Here is a 16,373-nt window from a genome sequence, read left to right on the forward strand (position 1 = left end):
CGCGCCTCATCGCCGCCAGGCGAGCAGCCCGGAGAGGAAACCCTTCGCCCGGGGCGTGAGCCGTCGCCGGTTCCACGCATCCCCGAGCCGTTTCAGCACCTCGCCCCGGGTGGGGTAGGGGAGCACGGTGTTGGCCAGCGCTCCCACGGAGAGGCCCGCGGTCATCGCCAGCGCGAGCTCGCCGATGTTCTCCCCGGCGTGCGCGCCCACGAGGGTGCCGCCGAGCAACCGGCCGGACTTCGCGTCCACGTGGAGGCGCCCGAAGCCCTCGGTGTCGCCCTCGACGATGGCGCGGTCCATCGAGGACATGGGCACGGTGAGGGTGACGGCACCGAGGGCCTCTGCCTCGTGCGAGGTGAGGCCCACGTGGGCCACCTCGGGGTCCGTGTACGTGCACCAGGGAATCACCAGCGCGCTGGCCTTCTTGCGGCCGAAGAAGAGGGCATTCTGCAGCGCCACGCGGGCGAGCGCATCCGCGGCATGGGTGAACTTGAAGCGCGAGCAGATGTCCCCCGCCGCGTAGACGCGCGGATTGGAGGTGCGCAGCTGCTCATCCACCTCGACACCGTGAGGGCCATGGCGGACTCCGGCGGCCTCGAGTCCCAGGCCTCCCACTTCCGGTGCACGGCCGGTGGCCACCAGCAGGGCCTCGCCCTCCACCGCGCCCTCCACGCCGTCGCGCTCGAAGTGCAGGCGCTTCACCGGACCGTGCGACTCCACCCGGGTGACCCGGACGCCGAGGTGCAGGGTCATGCCCTCGGCCTCGAAGCGCCGGGCCAGACACTCGCTGACGTCCGGGTCCTCCTTGGAGAGCAGGCGCGCCTCGCGGCTGACGAGCGCCACCCGGGCCCCGAGCCGCTGGAAGGCCTGGGCCAGCTCGCAGCCGATGGGACCGCCTCCGAGCACCACCAGCCGCGGAGGCAGCGCGGTGAGGGTGAAGATGCTTTCGTTGGTGAGGTAGCCCGCCTCCTCGAGCCCTGGAAGCTCCGGCACGGTGGGACGGCCCCCGGTGGCGATGAGGGCACGCGCGAAGGAGAGGCGCTGGCCGGCCACCTCCACCGCGTCGGGCGCGACGAAGCGGCCCTCGCCGAGGAACACGTCCACGCCCAGGCCGCGGAAGCGCTCGGCCGAGTCGTGGGGGGCGATGCCCGCGCGCAGCGAGCGCACCCGCCCCATCACCCGCGCGAAGTCCACCCGGGGCTCGCCGGCCTCCACGCCCCAGGCGCCCGCGCCGCGCACGGTGGCGGCCACGCGCGCCGAAGCGAGCAGGGCCTTGGAGGGCACACAGCCGAAGTGGAGACAGTCGCCGCCCAGCAGCCGCCGCTCGATGAGGGCCACCTTGCCGCCGAGCCCGGCCGCCCCCGCGGCGGCCACGAGGCCCGCGGTGCCCGCGCCGATGACGACGAGGTTGTAGCGCCCCGAGGGGGTGGGGTTCTTCCAGTCCGCCGGGTGGGTGAGCGCGGTGAGCGCGGCGTCGTGGGCGTCCCCCTCGAGCAGGTGCGGGACGTTCACGTCGGGGTCTCCTTCAGCGTGGCATCCAGGGCCCGGCGCGCCAGGCGGGTGACGTACACGGTGACGAGGAGGGTGGCGGCCAGCCCGCCCCAGAAGAGGAGCAGTCCGGACAGGCCGGCGTCGGGGCGTTCGCCGCGGGAGAGCTGCGCCACGCTCGTCACCAGCGAGCCCAGGTACACGTAGAGCACCGTGGCGGGCAGCATGCCGAGCAGCGTCGCGAGCGCGTAATCACGCAGGCGCACGCGGGTGAGCGACAGGGAGTAGTTGAGCACGCTGAAGGGGAAGAGGGGCGAGAGGCGCAGCAGCAACACCACCTTGAAGCCCTGGGCGGCCACGGCGCTGTCCACGGCGGTGAACTTCGGCAGGCCCACGAAGCGGCGGCCCAGCCGCTCACGCAGGACGGTGCGCCCGAGCAGGAGGGAGACGAGGGCGGACAGATTGCTCGCCAGCACCACCAGCAGCGAGCCGTACACGGGCCCGTAGACGAAGCCGGCGCCCATCGTCAGCACCGAGGCGGGCATCATCAGCACCGTCGCCACCCCGTACAGGACGACGTAGAGCCCCGCGCCCGCCATCCCCATGCCGCGGATGCTCTCGACGGCGCCCAGCAGCCACGTGTCCACGGGCAGCAGCACGAAGGCGAGCACCCCTGCCGCCACCACCCCTGCCGCCGCTGCCCATCGCCCGATGCCACGTGCCATGTCCATCTCCTGACGGCCCTCGAGGCGCTCGTGACGCTGCCGTGAGGCTCCAGTCGTAGCCCAGGATGCCCGGCGGGCGGCCCTTCTTTCGCTCATGGCCCCGTGCGTCGTGGGATACCCGGCGGTCCCGGTGGTTTCCCGGACGGCCCCGCCGTAGTAGGGGGGGCACCATGTCGCCCCAGAAGATTCCCGTCCCCCGCGAGGCCGCCGGCGAGCGGCTCGACAAGTTCCTCTCGGCGCACGTGCCCGGGCTCTCGCTGGAGCGGGCACGCGCGCTCATCGAGAAGGGCCACGTGCTCATCCGAGGGAAGAAGTGCCAGTCCTCGCGCAAGCTGTGGGGTGGGGAGGAGATCGAGCTCAGCCGTCCGCCCCCGCGCGCGCCCACCCGGGCCGCGGTGAGCCGCTCGGCCGAGGGGCCCGAGCTGCCCGTGCTCCACGATGACGCCTCGCTGGTCATCGTGAACAAGCCGGCGGGCCTGGTGGTGGAGCCCGCGGGGGGAACGGTGCCCTCGGTGGTGGAGCTGCTGGCGTCGAGGCTGCCGCCGTTCGACGTGGAGGGCCACGCGCAGCCGGGGGTGGTGCACCGGTTGGATCGGGAGACGAGCGGGTGCCTCGTGCTGGCGCGCACCGACGAGGGCGTGGCGGCGCTGGACCGGGCGTTCCAGGAGAAGCGCGTGGACAAGCGCTACTGGGCGATCGTGCTGGGCGAGACGCCCGAGCGAGACCGGCTCGAGGCGCCGTATGGGAGGGATCCGAGGAACCCGAGGCTCTTCACGACGAAGGTGCGCTCGGCGAGGCGCGCGGCGCTCTCGTACGAGGTGCGCGAGCGGTTGAAGGGCGCGACGCTGGTGGAGGTGAAGCTGGAGACGGGGCGCACGCACCAGATTCGCGTGCAGATGGCCGAGGCGGGGTACCCGGTGCTCGCGGATTCGCTGTACGGCCCGGAGGAATTGCGCGCGCACCCGGCGGCGAAGGAGATCGGCCGTCATTCGCTGCACGCGGTGCGGCTGTCCCTGCCGAGCCTCGCCACGGGGGGAGTGGTGAGCGTCGAGGCGCCGTTGCCCGAGGACTTCCAGCGCGCGCTCGCGATGCTCCGGGGATAGCGGCCGGGTGTTGGACTCCGGGCACCGTCATGGATCCAACGAAGACATGACCACAGGAGTGGGCCTGGGTGATCCCGCCCTCTCTGAGTGGCCCCGTAAGTGCCTGGAAATACACGGGGTGGGGATTGTATCCGCCCCTGGGAGGGAGTGACACCACCGTGCTGGAGGCGCCGGGGGATGTCAGACCCGGCGAGTAGTTTGCGTCCTTGCCGCTGAACCGGAACCGACGCGCCACGGGCGTGAAGGAGGGTGTCAGCCGGCAAGGGGGTTTCATGCGAACGAAGCTGTGCGTGCTGGGGGCGGTGTTGGGGACGGCGTCGGTACTGCCGATGGTGTGCATGCCGGAGGTTCCGACGCAGCAGACGAAGGAGGAGCAGGCGCGAGGAGGTGTATCGAGGCAGGCCAGCCAGCCGTTCAATGGCCACGGAGCCGAGCCGCTCTCGCCGTTGGAAGTGCCGGCGAGCCCGGTGCTCGACGAGCCGAGGCACCCGTGCGAGCTCGTCACGGTGATGCGGGTGCCGTGCGAGCCCGAGGCGGCCACGTGCGAGTACACCTACTGGGAGTGCCCGCGGAGTGTGAAGCCGCTGAGGGCATGACGAAGTGAAAGTGCGGCCCGTGCGCGGGCCGTCAGGGGCGCGGCGGGTTGGGCTCTTCGGAGCCTGGCCCGCCGCGTCGGCGTTTTCGGGCCTGGGGACAACCGTTAGGACTCAGCAGGTCCTACGTAGGTTTGCGGCACTGGCGGGTCGGGCTAAGGTCATGCCCGATTTCCACCAGGAACATGGCCAGGGACGAATTCTTCAAGCCGCGCGAGCGCTACCGGAACCGGGGCTCCCCGAGCGCGCCTGACGACCAGTTCATGCGGTGGATCAATCGTGACGGCAGCGGGATGGAGAATGGTCCCGGGATTCGGCCGCTCCGGTACTTCTCCCAGCAATCGTTCACCGGCCTTCCCGCCTTCCTGGTCCTGCTGACGACGCATGTCTCCCAGGGCGGTAGTTACAAACCCTGGGAGGACATCGTCGAGCCGAAGCAGGGGTGGGTCCTCTACTGGGGCGATGCCAAGTTGAAGCCCGGGAAGCACTACACGGAATTTCGTGGCAACCGCATCCTTGAGAGCGTCTGGAAGGCTGTCAAAGCCGGCAAGCGAGATGAGGTGCCGCCGATCCTCCATTTCGTGAAGGATGAAATGGGTTGGGTCCGCTTCACGGGGCTCTGCGCGCTGACGGCACTGTGGCCTGACCGCTTTGATGAGAACGGACAGCGCGTCGAGAACTACCGCTGCCGGCTTCGCATCCTGGGTTCGGACCCAGTCCCGGTCGAATGGTTGCACGCGCGCCGCGAGGCACGGACCCTCGCGGAAGCCCAGCAGGGTGCTCCGGAGATGTGGACCGCATGGCTCCGTGGCTCCAGACCCGCGCCCCCCGTGGACCTGGATGCGGAGGCCATGGACGTTCCCGCGGCGGCCGATGCCAGCAGGCCCTCGGGACAGGGGTTTTCTACTGACTCAAAAACTCGCAGGAGAGTTGAGCTCTACGCCATGCAGAAGGCCTGCGAGTACTTCCAGTCGCAAGGCTTTACCTCGATCGAAGATGTTTCAAGCAAGAGGTCCTTCGACCTTCTCGCGAGAAACAGAACGAGCGAGGTTTTCATAGAGGTCAAAGGCACACAATCCGCGGGCTCCAGTGTCTTCCTGACCAGCGGTGAGGTGGAGTTCGCGAGGCGCAACAAAGGCAGGATGGCCCTGTTCGTCCTTCACTCCATTCAGGTGAAGGACGTTGCTGGAGAGCCGCTCCCCGAAGGTGGTGTGCACACGGTGTTCTGGCCGTGGGACGTGGATGGTGGAGCCCTTGCTCCCATCAAGTACGTCTACGGGCTTCCGTAGTGATGGAGGTTCAGAGACAGGCCGCGAACGCTCCGGCGTGGCTGGCGAGATGCGCGAGGAACCGCTTGCCGCCGAGGTCGCGAGCGGGCTCGCGGTAGGGGGCGGACGGTTGCCGCTGCTCGGGGCCCAGGAGGAGGGCGCAGGCGTCGAAGAGCCTCTCGCGTTCGAGCTTGCGCAGGAGCAGCTCGTACCACTGGGCGTGAGTGCTGTGGCGATACTCAGGGACGACCTGGAGGAGGGTCGGGGCCACGGCCGCTGGCCGCGTGAGGGCCGGGCCTTCCTCCAGGAGCACCAGCCAGCCGGACCACGGGCGGAGACCGGGCCCGAAGGCCTGTTTCCGGCACAGGGCCTCCATCTCCTTGCCCGTGCTGAGGGCCTCCTCGCCCAGGGGGACGAAGCCGCTCTCCAGCGATCGCGCCGTCCGCGACCGGATGGCGAGGGCGGCGACGAGCCTTCCTTCATGCATCGCGACGATGTCCCATGGCCGCGAGGGCATGAAGAAGCCGGGGAACTCCAGCCCGTGGCGCGTGTGGACACGGGCCGCTGGCAGGCCGTTGTCCGCCAGAATCCGGCTCACGAGCGCGTGGAAGCCCTCCAACCGGCTGGTGGGCTGGTGGAGGGCCCTCCAGTACCAATCGACGGCCTGGCTCAGGCGGGCCTCGTCATCCGTCAGAACGGCTCCCATGGGAAGGGGCTCCTGGGTGATGTCTCAGGTCAGGTGACCGGGTGTGACCTGAGAAATCATCTCCATGGACTTCCTTCTTGGCAAGAGGTGCTCGACTTTCCGCCCTGCATTCCGGAGCCACTGGGCGCTGCCCGATGCCCCCCCACTCCGCGTGTGGCCCGATGTGTCCCCGGATGTGTCCACGGCGGACCCTCCGGCTGGAAACTACCGGTGTCAGGAGGCGCCGCTACAGTGGTTCCCTGGTCGCCGTGAGCCCCTCGAACCTCGCCTCCGTCGCAGTCGGCCGTCCCGTCCGGGGCGAGTTCACCTATGTCGTCCCCGAGGGCCTCACCGGGCGGCTGTCACCGGGCCAGCGCATCCTCGTGCCCTTCGGCCGCAGCATGTCGCTCGGCTTCTTCCTCGGGCCCGCCACGCCTCCTCCCGAGGCCGAGAGCGTCAAGCTCAAGCCCATCATGAAGGTGCTGGAGGACTCGCCCTCCCTCCCGCCGGACCTCATCGCGCTCCTGCGCTTCGCCGCCGAGCACTACCGCTACCCGCTCGGCGAGGTCATCAAGAGCGCGCTGCCTCCCGGCCTCACCAAGGCCGAGGTCGAGAAGGAGGCCAAGCCCGACGTGCAGGAGTTCGCCGTGGCGCTCGTCACCGAGGCGCCCGCCATCCTCCGCCGTGCTCCCGCGCAATCCGCCGCGCTGGCCTATCTCCTCGCGGTGGGAGGCCGCGCCCCCCTGGAGGAGGTCGCCCACGCCATCCCCGGGGCCCGCGAGACGTTGCGCAAGCTGGTGGAGCGCGGCCTCGTCCGCATCGACGAAGAGGTCATCGCCCCCGGGGTGAAGGAGGGACTCGCCCAGGGCCGTCCCGAGCAGCTCACCCCCGAGCAGGACGCGGCGGTGAAGGAGCTCCACACGGCCATCGACACCGGGGGCTTCCAGCCCTTCCTCCTCCACGGCGTCACCGGCAGCGGCAAGACCGAGGTGTACCTGCGCGCGGTGGAGCGGGCGCTCGCGCACGGCAAGGGCAGCCTCGTGCTGGTGCCGGAGATCGCCCTCACGCCGCAGCTCGTGGGCCGCTTCCGCAGCCGCTTCGGCGCGGAGGTGGCCGTGCTGCACTCGGGCCTCAAGGACCGCGAGCGCCTCTTCCACTGGCAGGCCCTGCGCAAGGGCACGGTGCGCATCGCCGTCGGGGTGCGCTCGGCGGTGTTCGCTCCCGTGGAGAACCTCGGCCTCGTGGTGGTGGACGAGGAGCACGACCCCTCCTTCAAGCAGGAGGACAAGCTGCGCTACCAGGCGCGCGACCTCGCCGTGGTGCGCGCCAAGCAGGCCGGGGCGGTGGTGGTGCTCGGCTCGGCCACGCCCTCGCTCGAGACGCTGGAGAACACCCGTCGCGGGCGCTACCGCAAGCTGGAGCTCAAGAACCGCGTGGATGACCGGCCCATGCCCACCATCTCGCTGGTGGACCTGCGCCAGGAGCGTCCCCGCGAGCCGCTCGTGCACGAGGAGGCGCCCATCCTCTCGCCGCCGCTGCTCGATGCCATGGCGGAGACCATCGCCAAGGGCCAGCAGGTCATCCTCTTCCTCAACCGCCGCGGCCACAGCACCTTCCTCATCTGCGAGGTGTGCGGCACCTCGGTGAAGTGCTCCGAGTGCGACGTGTGCCTCACCTACCACCGCTCGCAGAACCGGGTGGTGTGCCACTACTGCGGCGTGGCCCACCCGGTGCCCGAGCACTGCCGCGAGTGCACCGGGCCGCTGCTCAAGATGGGCATCGGCACCGAGCGCGTGGAGGCGGAGGTCGCCGAGCGGATTCCCCAGGCGCGCGTGGCCCGGTTGGACAGGGACTCGGCCACCAGCGCCGAGCGCCTCACCGAGATGCTGGCCTCCTTCGCCCGCCGGGAGATCGACGTGCTGGTGGGCACGCAGATGGTGGCCAAGGGGCACGACTTCCCCGGGGTGACGCTGGTGTGCGTGGTGATGGCGGACACCTCGCTGGCCATCCCCGACTTCCGCGCCGCCGAGCGCACCTTCCACCTCCTCACCCAGGTGGCGGGGCGGGCCGGGCGCGGCAAGGATCCGGGGCGGGTGCTCGTGCAGACGTACAACCCCGAGGCGGACCCGGTGAAGCGCATGCTCGTCCATGACTTCGACGGCTTCGCCCAGCGGGAGCTGGAGCGGCGCAAGGTGCTCGCCTGGCCGCCCTACACCCGCATGGCGGCGGTGCGCCTGGAGGGCGAGAGCGCCGAGCAGACGGCCAGCGTGGCCCGGCAGCTTGGGGACTTCATTACCCGCCAGATGCCCCCGGCCTCGTGGGGGGTGCGCCTCCTGGGGCCCGCCCTGGCGCCCATCTCCCGGATTCGGGGCCGCACCCGGTGGCAGTTGCTCCTCAAGGCCCCGACCCACGCGGCGCTTGCCCCGCTGCTCGCCCGCCTGGAGGCGAAGCTGGTCGACATTCCCTCCGCCGTGCGTGTCACGATCGACGTGGATCCGGCGGCCATGCTGTAGACTCGCCCGCGATTCCAATGGCCGAATCGGTTCTCCTCGTCCACGACGACATCGCCACCATCGCCACCGTGCGCCGCCTGCTCGCGCGCGAGGGCTATGAGGTCATTCTTGCGACCTCGGTGGCCGATGCCCTCATTGCCTTTGGCCACCACCTGCCCGCGCTCATGATTCTCGCGCCCGGCATGGAGGGTGGGCGCGGCCACCTCGTCCTGGATGAGCTCGGCCAGCATCCGGACATGCGGCTCGCCCGCGTGCTGCTGCTCGGCGAGTCCGTCCCCGGCAGCGCCGCGCCGATGGCGCCGTTGCCCCTGGATGGCTCGGGATTCGTGGAGCAGGTGTCCACCGTCATCCGTTCGCCCGCGGGCCCGGAGGCGTGGTTCGCGGTGAAGGAGGACGTGGAGGAGGTGGCCCCTGTGTCGTCCGGGCCGCCGGGACTCGTCCACAAGTCCTCCGCGCCGGGCCGCAACGCCGCGCTGGAGCACGCGCTCTTCGATGACCTGCCGAAGGCGGAGGAGCCGCGGCGCTCCCCGTCCTCCCTCGATGCCGAGGATCTCTTCTCCCAGACGGAGCAGGCGGTGGTGGCCACCGTTTCGGCGCCCACGTCCGGAGTGGAGGCTCCGGCCCCGAAGGCCCCGGTGGTGACCGAGCCGGATCCGGGCGTCGAGGCGGAGTCGCTCTTCGGGGCGACGGAGCAGGCGGTGGTGGGCTCGGCCCAGGTGCCGCTGCAGGCGCCCCCCAGCCCCGACGAAGACGAGATGCGGCGCATGGAGGACGAGGTGCGCCGCGAGGCCGCCGCCCGGCGCCGGATGAAGCAGGAGGACTCCTCGCTGCCCGAGTCGTCCGGGGCGGGGCTCTTCGCGCGGACTCCCGCGATGGGGATGTCGATTCCCATCATCACGGCGCCGACTCCGGTCGAGCTGGGGCCGGTGCCGGTGCCGGCTTCGGAGCCTGTCATCCCCCTGGCTTCGCTGCCTCCGCTCCCCGCGGTGAAGGTCGTCGATGTGGAGGCGCAGGCCCGGGCGGAAGCCGAGCGCCTCGCGCAGCAGGAGATCGAAGCGGCGCTGGCGCGTGAGCGGGCGTCCTCGGGTGCACCGGAGGCGACGCCTTCCGCCGAGCCGGCCAGGAAGGCCGCGCCTCAGCTCGGGGAGGAGGGTTTCTTCGATGTCCCGAAGACGCCCGTGTCCGTGCGGCCCCTGGATGGCTCGGACCTGGAGCCCGTGCCCGAGGATGCGCCGCTGCCGCCCGAGGGCGACGCGCCAGAAGGGTGGGAGGAACCGCACCAGGAGAGCGTGGGCTCGGACTGGTTCGACTCCGAGTCTGACGAGGCGCCTCACGGCGAACCGGTGAAGGCCGAGCCGGTGAAGGCCAAGCCGGTAGCGGACGCGGCACCGGCGGAGGCGCCAGAGGACGGGGAGGGAGCCCGGCCCGCGGAGAAGAAGGCGCTCGAGACGACATCGAAGTTCCCGCTGAGGCCCGTGCCCGGGGCGGCGGATGCGCCGGACGTGACGTCGCTGCCAGCGGATGACGCGGTGGCGGTGTTGGAAGTGCGCCTGATGCGGGCGGAGCGCCGGATCTCGCAGGTGCTGTCCGAGCGGGATGGCGCGGTGGCTCGCCGGCGCGAGGCGGAGCGCAAGAGCGCTGAGCTCGAGGAGGAGGTGGCCCGGCTGCGCTCCTCGCTGGAGACGCGGACGGAGGCGCCGAGTGCGGGAGAGGAGTCGCTGCGGCGCGAGGCGGGTGAGGTCCGGGCGCGGCTGGAGTCGCTGCAGCGGGAGGTGGAGGCGGCGCGCGAGAGCGAGGCCTCGCTGCGTGCCGAGGTGGAGCGGCTGAAGCAGGAGGCGTGGGGCCGCGAGGAGTCGCTGCGGCGCGAGGCCGAGGCCCAGCGGACGCGGCTCACGGCGCTGGCGGAGGAGCGGGGCCTGGAGGCCTCGTTGCGGCTGGAGGTGGAGCGGCAGCTGGAGGCGGCGCGGGCGCGCGAGGCGGAGCTCGAGCAGGCGCGCACGGCCGAGGTCCAGCGGCGCCAGGAGATGGAGGCCGAGGCGGCCGCGGTGCGCGAGCGCGAGGCCCAGCAGCAGCCGCGGCGGGAGGAGCAGCTCTCCCAGCTGGGCCAGAGGCTCGAGGCCCTCGAGCAGCAGCTGACGGAGTGGCGGGAGAAGGCCGGGGAGCAGGAGCGGGGGCGGGCCGAGGCGGAGCAGCGCGCCACGTCCGAGGCGGAGGCCCGGGCCCGGGTGGAAGCGCGGCTCGAGGCGGAGAAGGCCGCGCGGACGGAGGTGGAGGCGCGGGCCCAGGCGGAGACGAAGTCCCGCGAGCAGTGGGAGGCCCGGGCGCACGGGGAGGCGAAGGCGCGCAAGGAAGTGACGGCGCGCGCCGAGAAGGAGGCGAAGGTCCGGGCGGAAGCGGAGGCGCGAGCCGAGGCGGAGCACCAGGCGCGCACCCAGGCCGAGTCCCGGGTGGAGGCCGAGTCCCGGGCCCGGGTGGAGGCCGAGGAGCGCCTCGCCGCCGCGGAGAAGGCGCTGGCCGAGGCGGAGGCGCGGGTTGCCGCCGAGAAGAAGGCGCGGGCCGAGGTGGAGGCCCGTGCGCGCACCAGCGCGGATGCGCGCGTGCAGTCGGAGATGAAGGCTCGCACCGAGGCGGAGGCACGCGCCGAGGCGGCGGAGCAGGCGCGCTCCGAGGCGGAAGCGCGGGCCGAGGCCGAGTCGCGCACCCGGGCCAAGGCGGAGCTGAGCGCCGAGGCGATGGAGAAGGCCCGTGCGCGGGCGGAGGCGCGTGCCGTCAAGGCGGAGCAGGAAGGCGCCGAGGCGCTCGCGCGGGCCGAGGAGCTGGAGCGGGAGCGTGCCGGCGCGGAGACGCGCGCGGAGACGGCGGAGCGCTCGCGTGCCGAGCTGGAGGCCCGCATCGAGCGCACGGAGAAGGCGCGGCTCACGTCGGACGGGTACGCCGGGGAGCTGGAGCGGGCACGGGCCGACGCGGAGGCGCGGGCCCTGACGGCGGAGAAGGCGCGTGCCGCCTCGCAGGCGAAGGCCGCGGAGGAGAAGCAGGCCCGGACGGAGGCGGAGGAGCGTGCCGGGGAGCTGGAGCGGGCGCGCACCGAGGCGGAGGCCCGTGCCGAGGCGGAGTCCCAGGCGCGCGCCGGGCTGGAGTCCCGGCTGTCCGGCCTCGAGGAGACGGTGGCGCGCCATGCGTCCCAGGTCCGCGAGGCGCGGGCGGAGGCGGAGCGGCTCACGCAGACGCTGGCGCAGGAGCGGGAGGAGCGCGAGTTCCTCGCCCACGAGGTGGAGCGGCTCGAGGCGACGCGGGCCCAGGCCGAGGCGGACATGGCCGAGCGCGTGGCCCGCGCGGAGCAGGCCCGCCGTGAGGCCGAGGAGAAGGCATTGCGCCAGGCCGAGGAGACCGTCTCCCGGGTGCGCGCGGAGACGGAGGCGGCCCTCGCGAAGGCCCGTGCCGAGGCCGAGGAGCTGGCGGCCCGGGCCCGGGCGGCGATCGTCTCCATTCAGGTGCCCGGCAGGTTCGAGGTGGACATTCCCCGCGCCGGCAGCGTCAACCCGGAGGGGCTCGCGCGGCTCGTCACCCGCCTCCAGGAGGCGCGCGCCCAGGTGCGCCTCGAGCTCAAGGTGGCCGGAGCCCTGCGCATCCTCTGGTTGAAGGATGGGGCGTTGGTGGGCGCGGTCTCCTCCGCCCCGGAAGAGTCGCTCGTGGACCGGGCGCGGGCGGACGGGCTCATCGACGCGCGCCAGGAGAACGAGCTGCGGCTGGTGCGCAGCGCCTCCACGGGGGCGCTCCTGGATGCGATGCGCAGCCGCGGCTACCTGCGCGAGAACGAGTTCGTCCCGCTCGTTCAGCGCTACACCGAGCAGGTGGCCCTCGACTCACTCTCCGAGCCCTCGTCGCTGTACCGGCTCACCGAGGAGCCGCCTCCGCACGAGGTGGCCCTCGCCGCCTCCACGCGGCCGCTGCTGCACCTGCTGGCCGAGTCCCTGCGCAACGGTGTTTCCAGCGAGTCGCTCGTCGAGGCGGCCGGGGGGCTGCGGGCCGTGGTCGTCCGCGGCGAGCCCGAGCCGACCCCCGAGGCCTTCGGGCTCTCCTCGCGCGAGCTGCGGCTCCTCGAGGAGATCGACGGCGAGCAGACGCTCGAGCAGCTGCTGCTGGGCGCGGGCATGCCGCAGGACACGGCGCTCAAGGTGTTCGCGGTGGCGCGAGCCCTGGGCCTCATCACCTTGCGTCCCGCCTCCGCGGCCTCCGATTCCGGGGAGGAGGCTCCGGGCGAGCTGGACGTGCGCCGGCTCGAGTCCAAGTTCGAGGAGATCCAGGAGGCGGACTACTTCACCGTGCTCGGGCTCTCGCGTTCCGCGGGCAGCGAGGAGGTGAAGCGCGCCTACGAGCTGCTCACCACCGAGTTCCACCCGCTGCGCTTCGCGGGGCACCCGGATCCCGCGCTCCAGCACCGCGCCCAGCAGATCTCCACCGCGCTGGCCGAGGCGGCGCGGGCGCTCGCGGACGATCGGCTGCGCGAGGAGTACGCCCGCAGCCTGCTGGACTGAGCGGCGGCCTCGTGCCGCCGGCCCGTCCTACGGCATCGACACCTTGAAGGGATTGGACTGGGCGATGAGCTGGGTGCCGACGCGCACGGTGAGCACCACGTTGCCGCCCTGCTTGTCGAGGACGACCTGCTCCTGCCGCACGCCCTGGCTGAAGGAGCGGCTCAGGTTGGGGCTGACGCGCCCCTTGTTGGTGGACAGCTGCACCTGGCCCTCGAAGAGGGCCGCCTCCGGACCCTCGGCCCGCAGGGTGATGAAGAAGGGAACGCCGCGGACCTGCTCCGGGATGGGGTCGATGCTCAGGCCGGTGACGAGCGGCAGCTTGTCCCCACCGTTCCCCGGCGCGGGATCCACCGGGCCGCCGTCCGCGTTCCAGGGCGCCATCTCCGGAGGCAGCGGGAGCACCGTGAGGCCCTGCTCGCTGACCGACTCGCTCCCATCGCCCAGCTCCAGCCGGACCTCCTGCGGCCCGGCCGACAGGCTGCCGGGCACGCTGGCCAGCAGCGTCCCGTCCTGCTCCACGCGGGTGATGGTGACCTCCTGCCCGCCGATCCGCAGGGTGGGGGTCAGCACGGTCGCCGTCCCGTGGCCGTAGTCCACCTTCACCGGCAAGGGGGCGTCCAGCCGGAGCGAGACCGTCGCCGTCTCCCCGCTCACCACCTCTTCGGGCTCGATGGAGACGATGTTCGGCGCGGGCGACGCGTAGGGCTCGCAAGCGCACAGCACCAGGGTCGACAGCAGCGCGATCTTCCGGAGCACGGCGAATTCCTCCTGTACCGGTCTACCGGGGAATACCGACTGACGCCAGTGTGCCCTTCCTGACGCCGGGTGGAAAGCAGCCCGGGGGCTCTTCGTGTCGCGCCTCCCCTACAAGAGCCATCCTACTGGAAAGTTGAAGCCAGGGTGAAGAAAAGTGCACGGATTGTCCGGCAGTGGATGGCCGCCCCCCACGCGGACGGGCCTTCCAGGTGGGTTGCCCGTCCATTTCCACGGGGTTAAGAGGGGCGCCATGGTTCGCCAAATCCTCATCTGGCCCGATCCCCTCCTGAAGCAGAAAGCCAGGCCCGTGGCCCGGGTGGACGACTCCATCCGCACCCTGGTCAAGGACATGTTCGAGACCATGTACGCCGCCGAGGGCGTGGGGCTCGCCGCGCCGCAGGTGGGTGTCCTGCAGCGGGTCATCGTGCTGGACACACGGCCGCGTCAGCCCGAGTCCCAGCCGCTGGCGATGATCAACCCGGAGCTCATCGCGCTCGAGGGCAAGCTGACCTACACCGAGGGCTGCCTGTCCATCCCCGGCGAGGCCGAGGACGTGGACCGGGCCGCGGTGGTGACGGTGAAGTTCCTGGACCCCGAGGGCCGCGAGCAGACGCTGACGTGCGACGGGCTGCTGGCCGTCGCGGTGCAGCACGAGACGGACCACCTCAATGGCACCGTCTTCGTGGACCACGTCTCCACGCTCAAGCGGGAGCTCATCCGCAAGCGGATGAAGCGCGTCAAGGCGTCGCGCGAGGACCGGGCGTCGGTCTAGTCCGCACGCCCTTCTTGGGACAGAGGTCCGCCACGGGGCAGCGCTCGCACGCGGGCGCCCGCGCGAAGCAGGTCCTCCGTCCGTGCCAGACCAGGAGCTGGTGGCCCTTGGCCCACCGCTCCGGCGGCAGCAGCGCCTGCATGTCCAGCTCCACCTTGTCCGGGTCCTCGTGGCGGGAGAAGCCCAGCCTGTAGGCCAGCCGCTTCACGTGCGTGTCCACGGGGAAGGCATCGTCGCCGCCCAGGTGGATGCACACCACGCCCGCCGTCTTCCGGCCCACGCCCGGCAGTTCCTCCAGCGCGGCCCGCGAGTGCGGCACCTCTCCCCCATGCTCGTCCACCAGCGCCCGGGCCGCGGCGATGATGTTCTTCGCCTTGGCGCGGTACAGGCCGCACGACTGGATGAACGGCTCCACCTCCTCCACGCTCGCCCGGGCGTACGAGTACGGATCCGGGAAGCGCTCGAAGAGCGCGGGGGTGACCAGGTTCACCCGCTTGTCCGTGCACTGGGCGGAGAGGATGACCGCCACCAGCAGCTCCATGGGGGTGCGATAGTCCAGCTCGATGCGCACGTCCGGCATGGCTTCCTCCAGCCGGTCCAGCACGTCCACCGCCCGCTTCCGCTTCGACTCCATCGGCTCTCGCGACACGCGGGTGCTCTATGACAGACCGACCTCGGACGTAAAGCAGTTTCCACTACCTCTCAGGACAGCTCACCTGACCTCTCCGGGTGCGGCCTCTCGGGCGCCGGGCCCCGCTCCGTCCGGCGGGTGACACACCGGGAGTGTCCCCGCGAGGCGCCCGGCCGCCTCCCCCGGGGCGCTGGCTGGCTGATTCGCGGAAGGTTGCTAGACTGGGCGGCGCCTTGCGTCGTCTTGCCGCCCTCATGCTGCTCATCCTGTCGGCGTGTGCCGCTCCTCGCGCGCGGCAGAAGATGAGCTTCGCCGAGCTGTACTCCCAGAAGCCCGCGCCACCGCCGCAGGTGGACACGGGGGCTTCCGGTGCGTCCACGGCTGGGACGTCCAAGCGGATGCCCCAGGCGAGGCGCAAGGGCTCGCAACTGGAGGATGCCCCGGTCTCGCAGGCGCTGCGGGACGCCCTGGCCACCTTCGCCACGCAGGCGCGCGCCGCGCGGACGCAGGTGCAGCGGGGCAGTGCCATGCCGGACGCCCAGGTGCTCAACTGGCGGGAGATGAACGCCACCCTGGACGACTTCCTGCGGCAGTCCGCGCGCAAGACGTCCTCGCTGGACGTGGTGCGCGCCCGGGTGACGCTGGAGGCCGAGCTGGAGGAGGACGCCCGCACCTACGGGGACATGCCCGCGGACCTGGCCGACGCGGTGCTCGCGCGGATGGACCAGCTCGCGGGGCGCATGGCCGAGCTGCGCCTGCTGCAGCTCAAGCCCTCGAAGAAGCCGCAGCGGTTCGCCTGGCCGGTGGACCCGGTCGTCATCACCAGTGTCTTCGGCAGCCGCGTGCACCCCATCACCGGCGAGGAGCGGGAGCACCAGGGCCTGGACCTGGGCGCCAAACGGGGCCAGCTCGTCCTGGCCGCGGCCAAGGGCGTGGTGGTGCGCGCCGGGTGGAATGGGGGCCACGGCAACCAGGTGGTCCTCCAGCACGATGGGAACGTCACCACCCGCTACAGCCACTTGTCGCGCGTGCTGGTGACGCCCGGCGAGGAGCTCGAGGAGGGGGATGTGGTGGGCGCGGCCGGCAGGACGGGCCAGGCCACCGGCGTGCACCTGCACTTCGAGCTGTGGCGGGATGGCGAGCCGTGTGATCCGCTCGACGAGATGGGCCCCACGGAGTCCGGCGAGGAGCCCTCCTTCGTGCAGCGGGAGGCGGCGCCGGCCGAGGTCTCCAAACGCGAAGGGCGCCGTCCTGTGGGACGACGCCCCCGGTGAGGTCGGAGCGCGCTTTCGGGCTCCCGCGGA

At 71.9% G+C, this 16,373-nt stretch carries 12 protein-coding genes; 7 read left to right on the forward strand and 5 right to left on the reverse strand.

Going from position 1 to position 16,373, the window contains the following annotated elements:
• Positions 1-6 precede the first annotated feature (6 nt).
• Both NR798_RS10985 and NR798_RS10990 read right to left on the reverse strand, forming a co-directional pair.
• On the reverse strand, positions 7-1,512 hold the full coding sequence (locus NR798_RS10985; RefSeq protein ID WP_375771410.1) for a mercuric reductase: 1,506 nt from the start codon (positions 1,510-1,512) through the stop codon (positions 7-9).
• Complete coding sequence (locus tag NR798_RS10990) at positions 1,509-2,213, reverse strand: TVP38/TMEM64 family protein (protein WP_375771411.1); 705 nt, start codon at positions 2,211-2,213, stop codon at positions 1,509-1,511. The genes NR798_RS10985 and NR798_RS10990 overlap by 4 nt, the downstream gene beginning before the upstream one ends.
• A 170-nt stretch (positions 2,214-2,383) precedes the next feature.
• Between NR798_RS10990 and NR798_RS10995 the strand changes: the two genes are divergently transcribed.
• The 3 genes from NR798_RS10995 (at position 2,384) to NR798_RS11005 (ending at position 5,198) form a co-directional block, all read left to right on the forward strand.
• The gene (locus NR798_RS10995) at positions 2,384-3,316 is read left to right on the forward strand and encodes an RluA family pseudouridine synthase (protein WP_375771412.1); all 933 of its coding nucleotides are present in this window, start codon (positions 2,384-2,386) and stop codon (positions 3,314-3,316) included.
• A gap of 272 nt (positions 3,317-3,588) precedes the next feature.
• Positions 3,589-3,912 carry a hypothetical protein gene (locus NR798_RS11000; RefSeq protein ID WP_375771413.1) on the forward strand — a complete coding sequence of 108 codons (324 nt, stop codon included), beginning with the start codon at positions 3,589-3,591 and terminating at the stop codon, positions 3,910-3,912.
• Positions 3,913-4,094: 182 nt separating this feature from the next.
• A complete protein-coding gene (locus NR798_RS11005) occupies positions 4,095-5,198 on the forward strand; it encodes a protein NO VEIN domain-containing protein (protein ID WP_375771414.1) in 1,104 nt (367 codons plus the stop codon).
• 10 nt (positions 5,199-5,208) lie between these two features.
• Here NR798_RS11005 and NR798_RS11010 read toward each other — a convergent pair whose 3' ends face one another.
• Positions 5,209-5,883, reverse strand: coding sequence for a PaeR7I family type II restriction endonuclease (locus NR798_RS11010; protein ID WP_375771415.1), 675 nt, complete (start codon positions 5,881-5,883; stop codon positions 5,209-5,211).
• 161 nt (positions 5,884-6,044) lie between these two features.
• Between NR798_RS11010 and priA the strand changes: the two genes are divergently transcribed.
• Both priA and NR798_RS11020 read left to right on the forward strand, forming a co-directional pair.
• Positions 6,045-8,375, forward strand: a complete 2,331-nt coding sequence (priA, locus tag NR798_RS11015) for a primosomal protein N' (protein ID WP_375771416.1) — start codon at positions 6,045-6,047, stop codon at positions 8,373-8,375.
• 17 nt (positions 8,376-8,392) lie between these two features.
• Positions 8,393-12,910, forward strand: coding sequence for a hypothetical protein (locus tag NR798_RS11020; RefSeq protein ID WP_375771417.1), 4,518 nt, complete (start codon positions 8,393-8,395; stop codon positions 12,908-12,910).
• Positions 12,911-12,937: 27 nt separating this feature from the next.
• On the opposite strand, the gene NR798_RS11025 is transcribed toward NR798_RS11020, so the two are convergent.
• Complete coding sequence (locus tag NR798_RS11025) at positions 12,938-13,666, reverse strand: hypothetical protein (RefSeq protein WP_375771418.1); 729 nt, start codon at positions 13,664-13,666, stop codon at positions 12,938-12,940.
• A 250-nt stretch (positions 13,667-13,916) separates the two neighbouring features.
• Between NR798_RS11025 and def the strand changes: the two genes are divergently transcribed.
• On the forward strand, positions 13,917-14,438 hold the full coding sequence (gene def, locus NR798_RS11030) for a peptide deformylase (protein ID WP_375771419.1): 522 nt from the start codon (positions 13,917-13,919) through the stop codon (positions 14,436-14,438).
• On the opposite strand, the gene nth is transcribed toward def, so the two are convergent.
• Positions 14,404-15,072 carry an endonuclease III gene (gene nth / locus NR798_RS11035; RefSeq protein WP_375771420.1) on the reverse strand — a complete coding sequence of 223 codons (669 nt, stop codon included), beginning with the start codon at positions 15,070-15,072 and terminating at the stop codon, positions 14,404-14,406. The genes def and nth overlap by 35 nt on opposite strands.
• Positions 15,073-15,302: 230 nt before the next feature.
• On the opposite strand from nth, the gene NR798_RS11040 reads away from it, so the two are divergent.
• The gene (locus NR798_RS11040; RefSeq protein ID WP_375771421.1) at positions 15,303-16,343 is read left to right on the forward strand and encodes a M23 family metallopeptidase; all 1,041 of its coding nucleotides are present in this window, start codon (positions 15,303-15,305) and stop codon (positions 16,341-16,343) included.
• The last annotated feature ends 30 nt before the right edge of the window (positions 16,344-16,373 follow it).

Source organism: Archangium gephyra (assembly GCF_042230915.1).
GTDB lineage: Bacteria > Myxococcota > Myxococcia > Myxococcales > Myxococcaceae > Archangium > Archangium gephyra_B.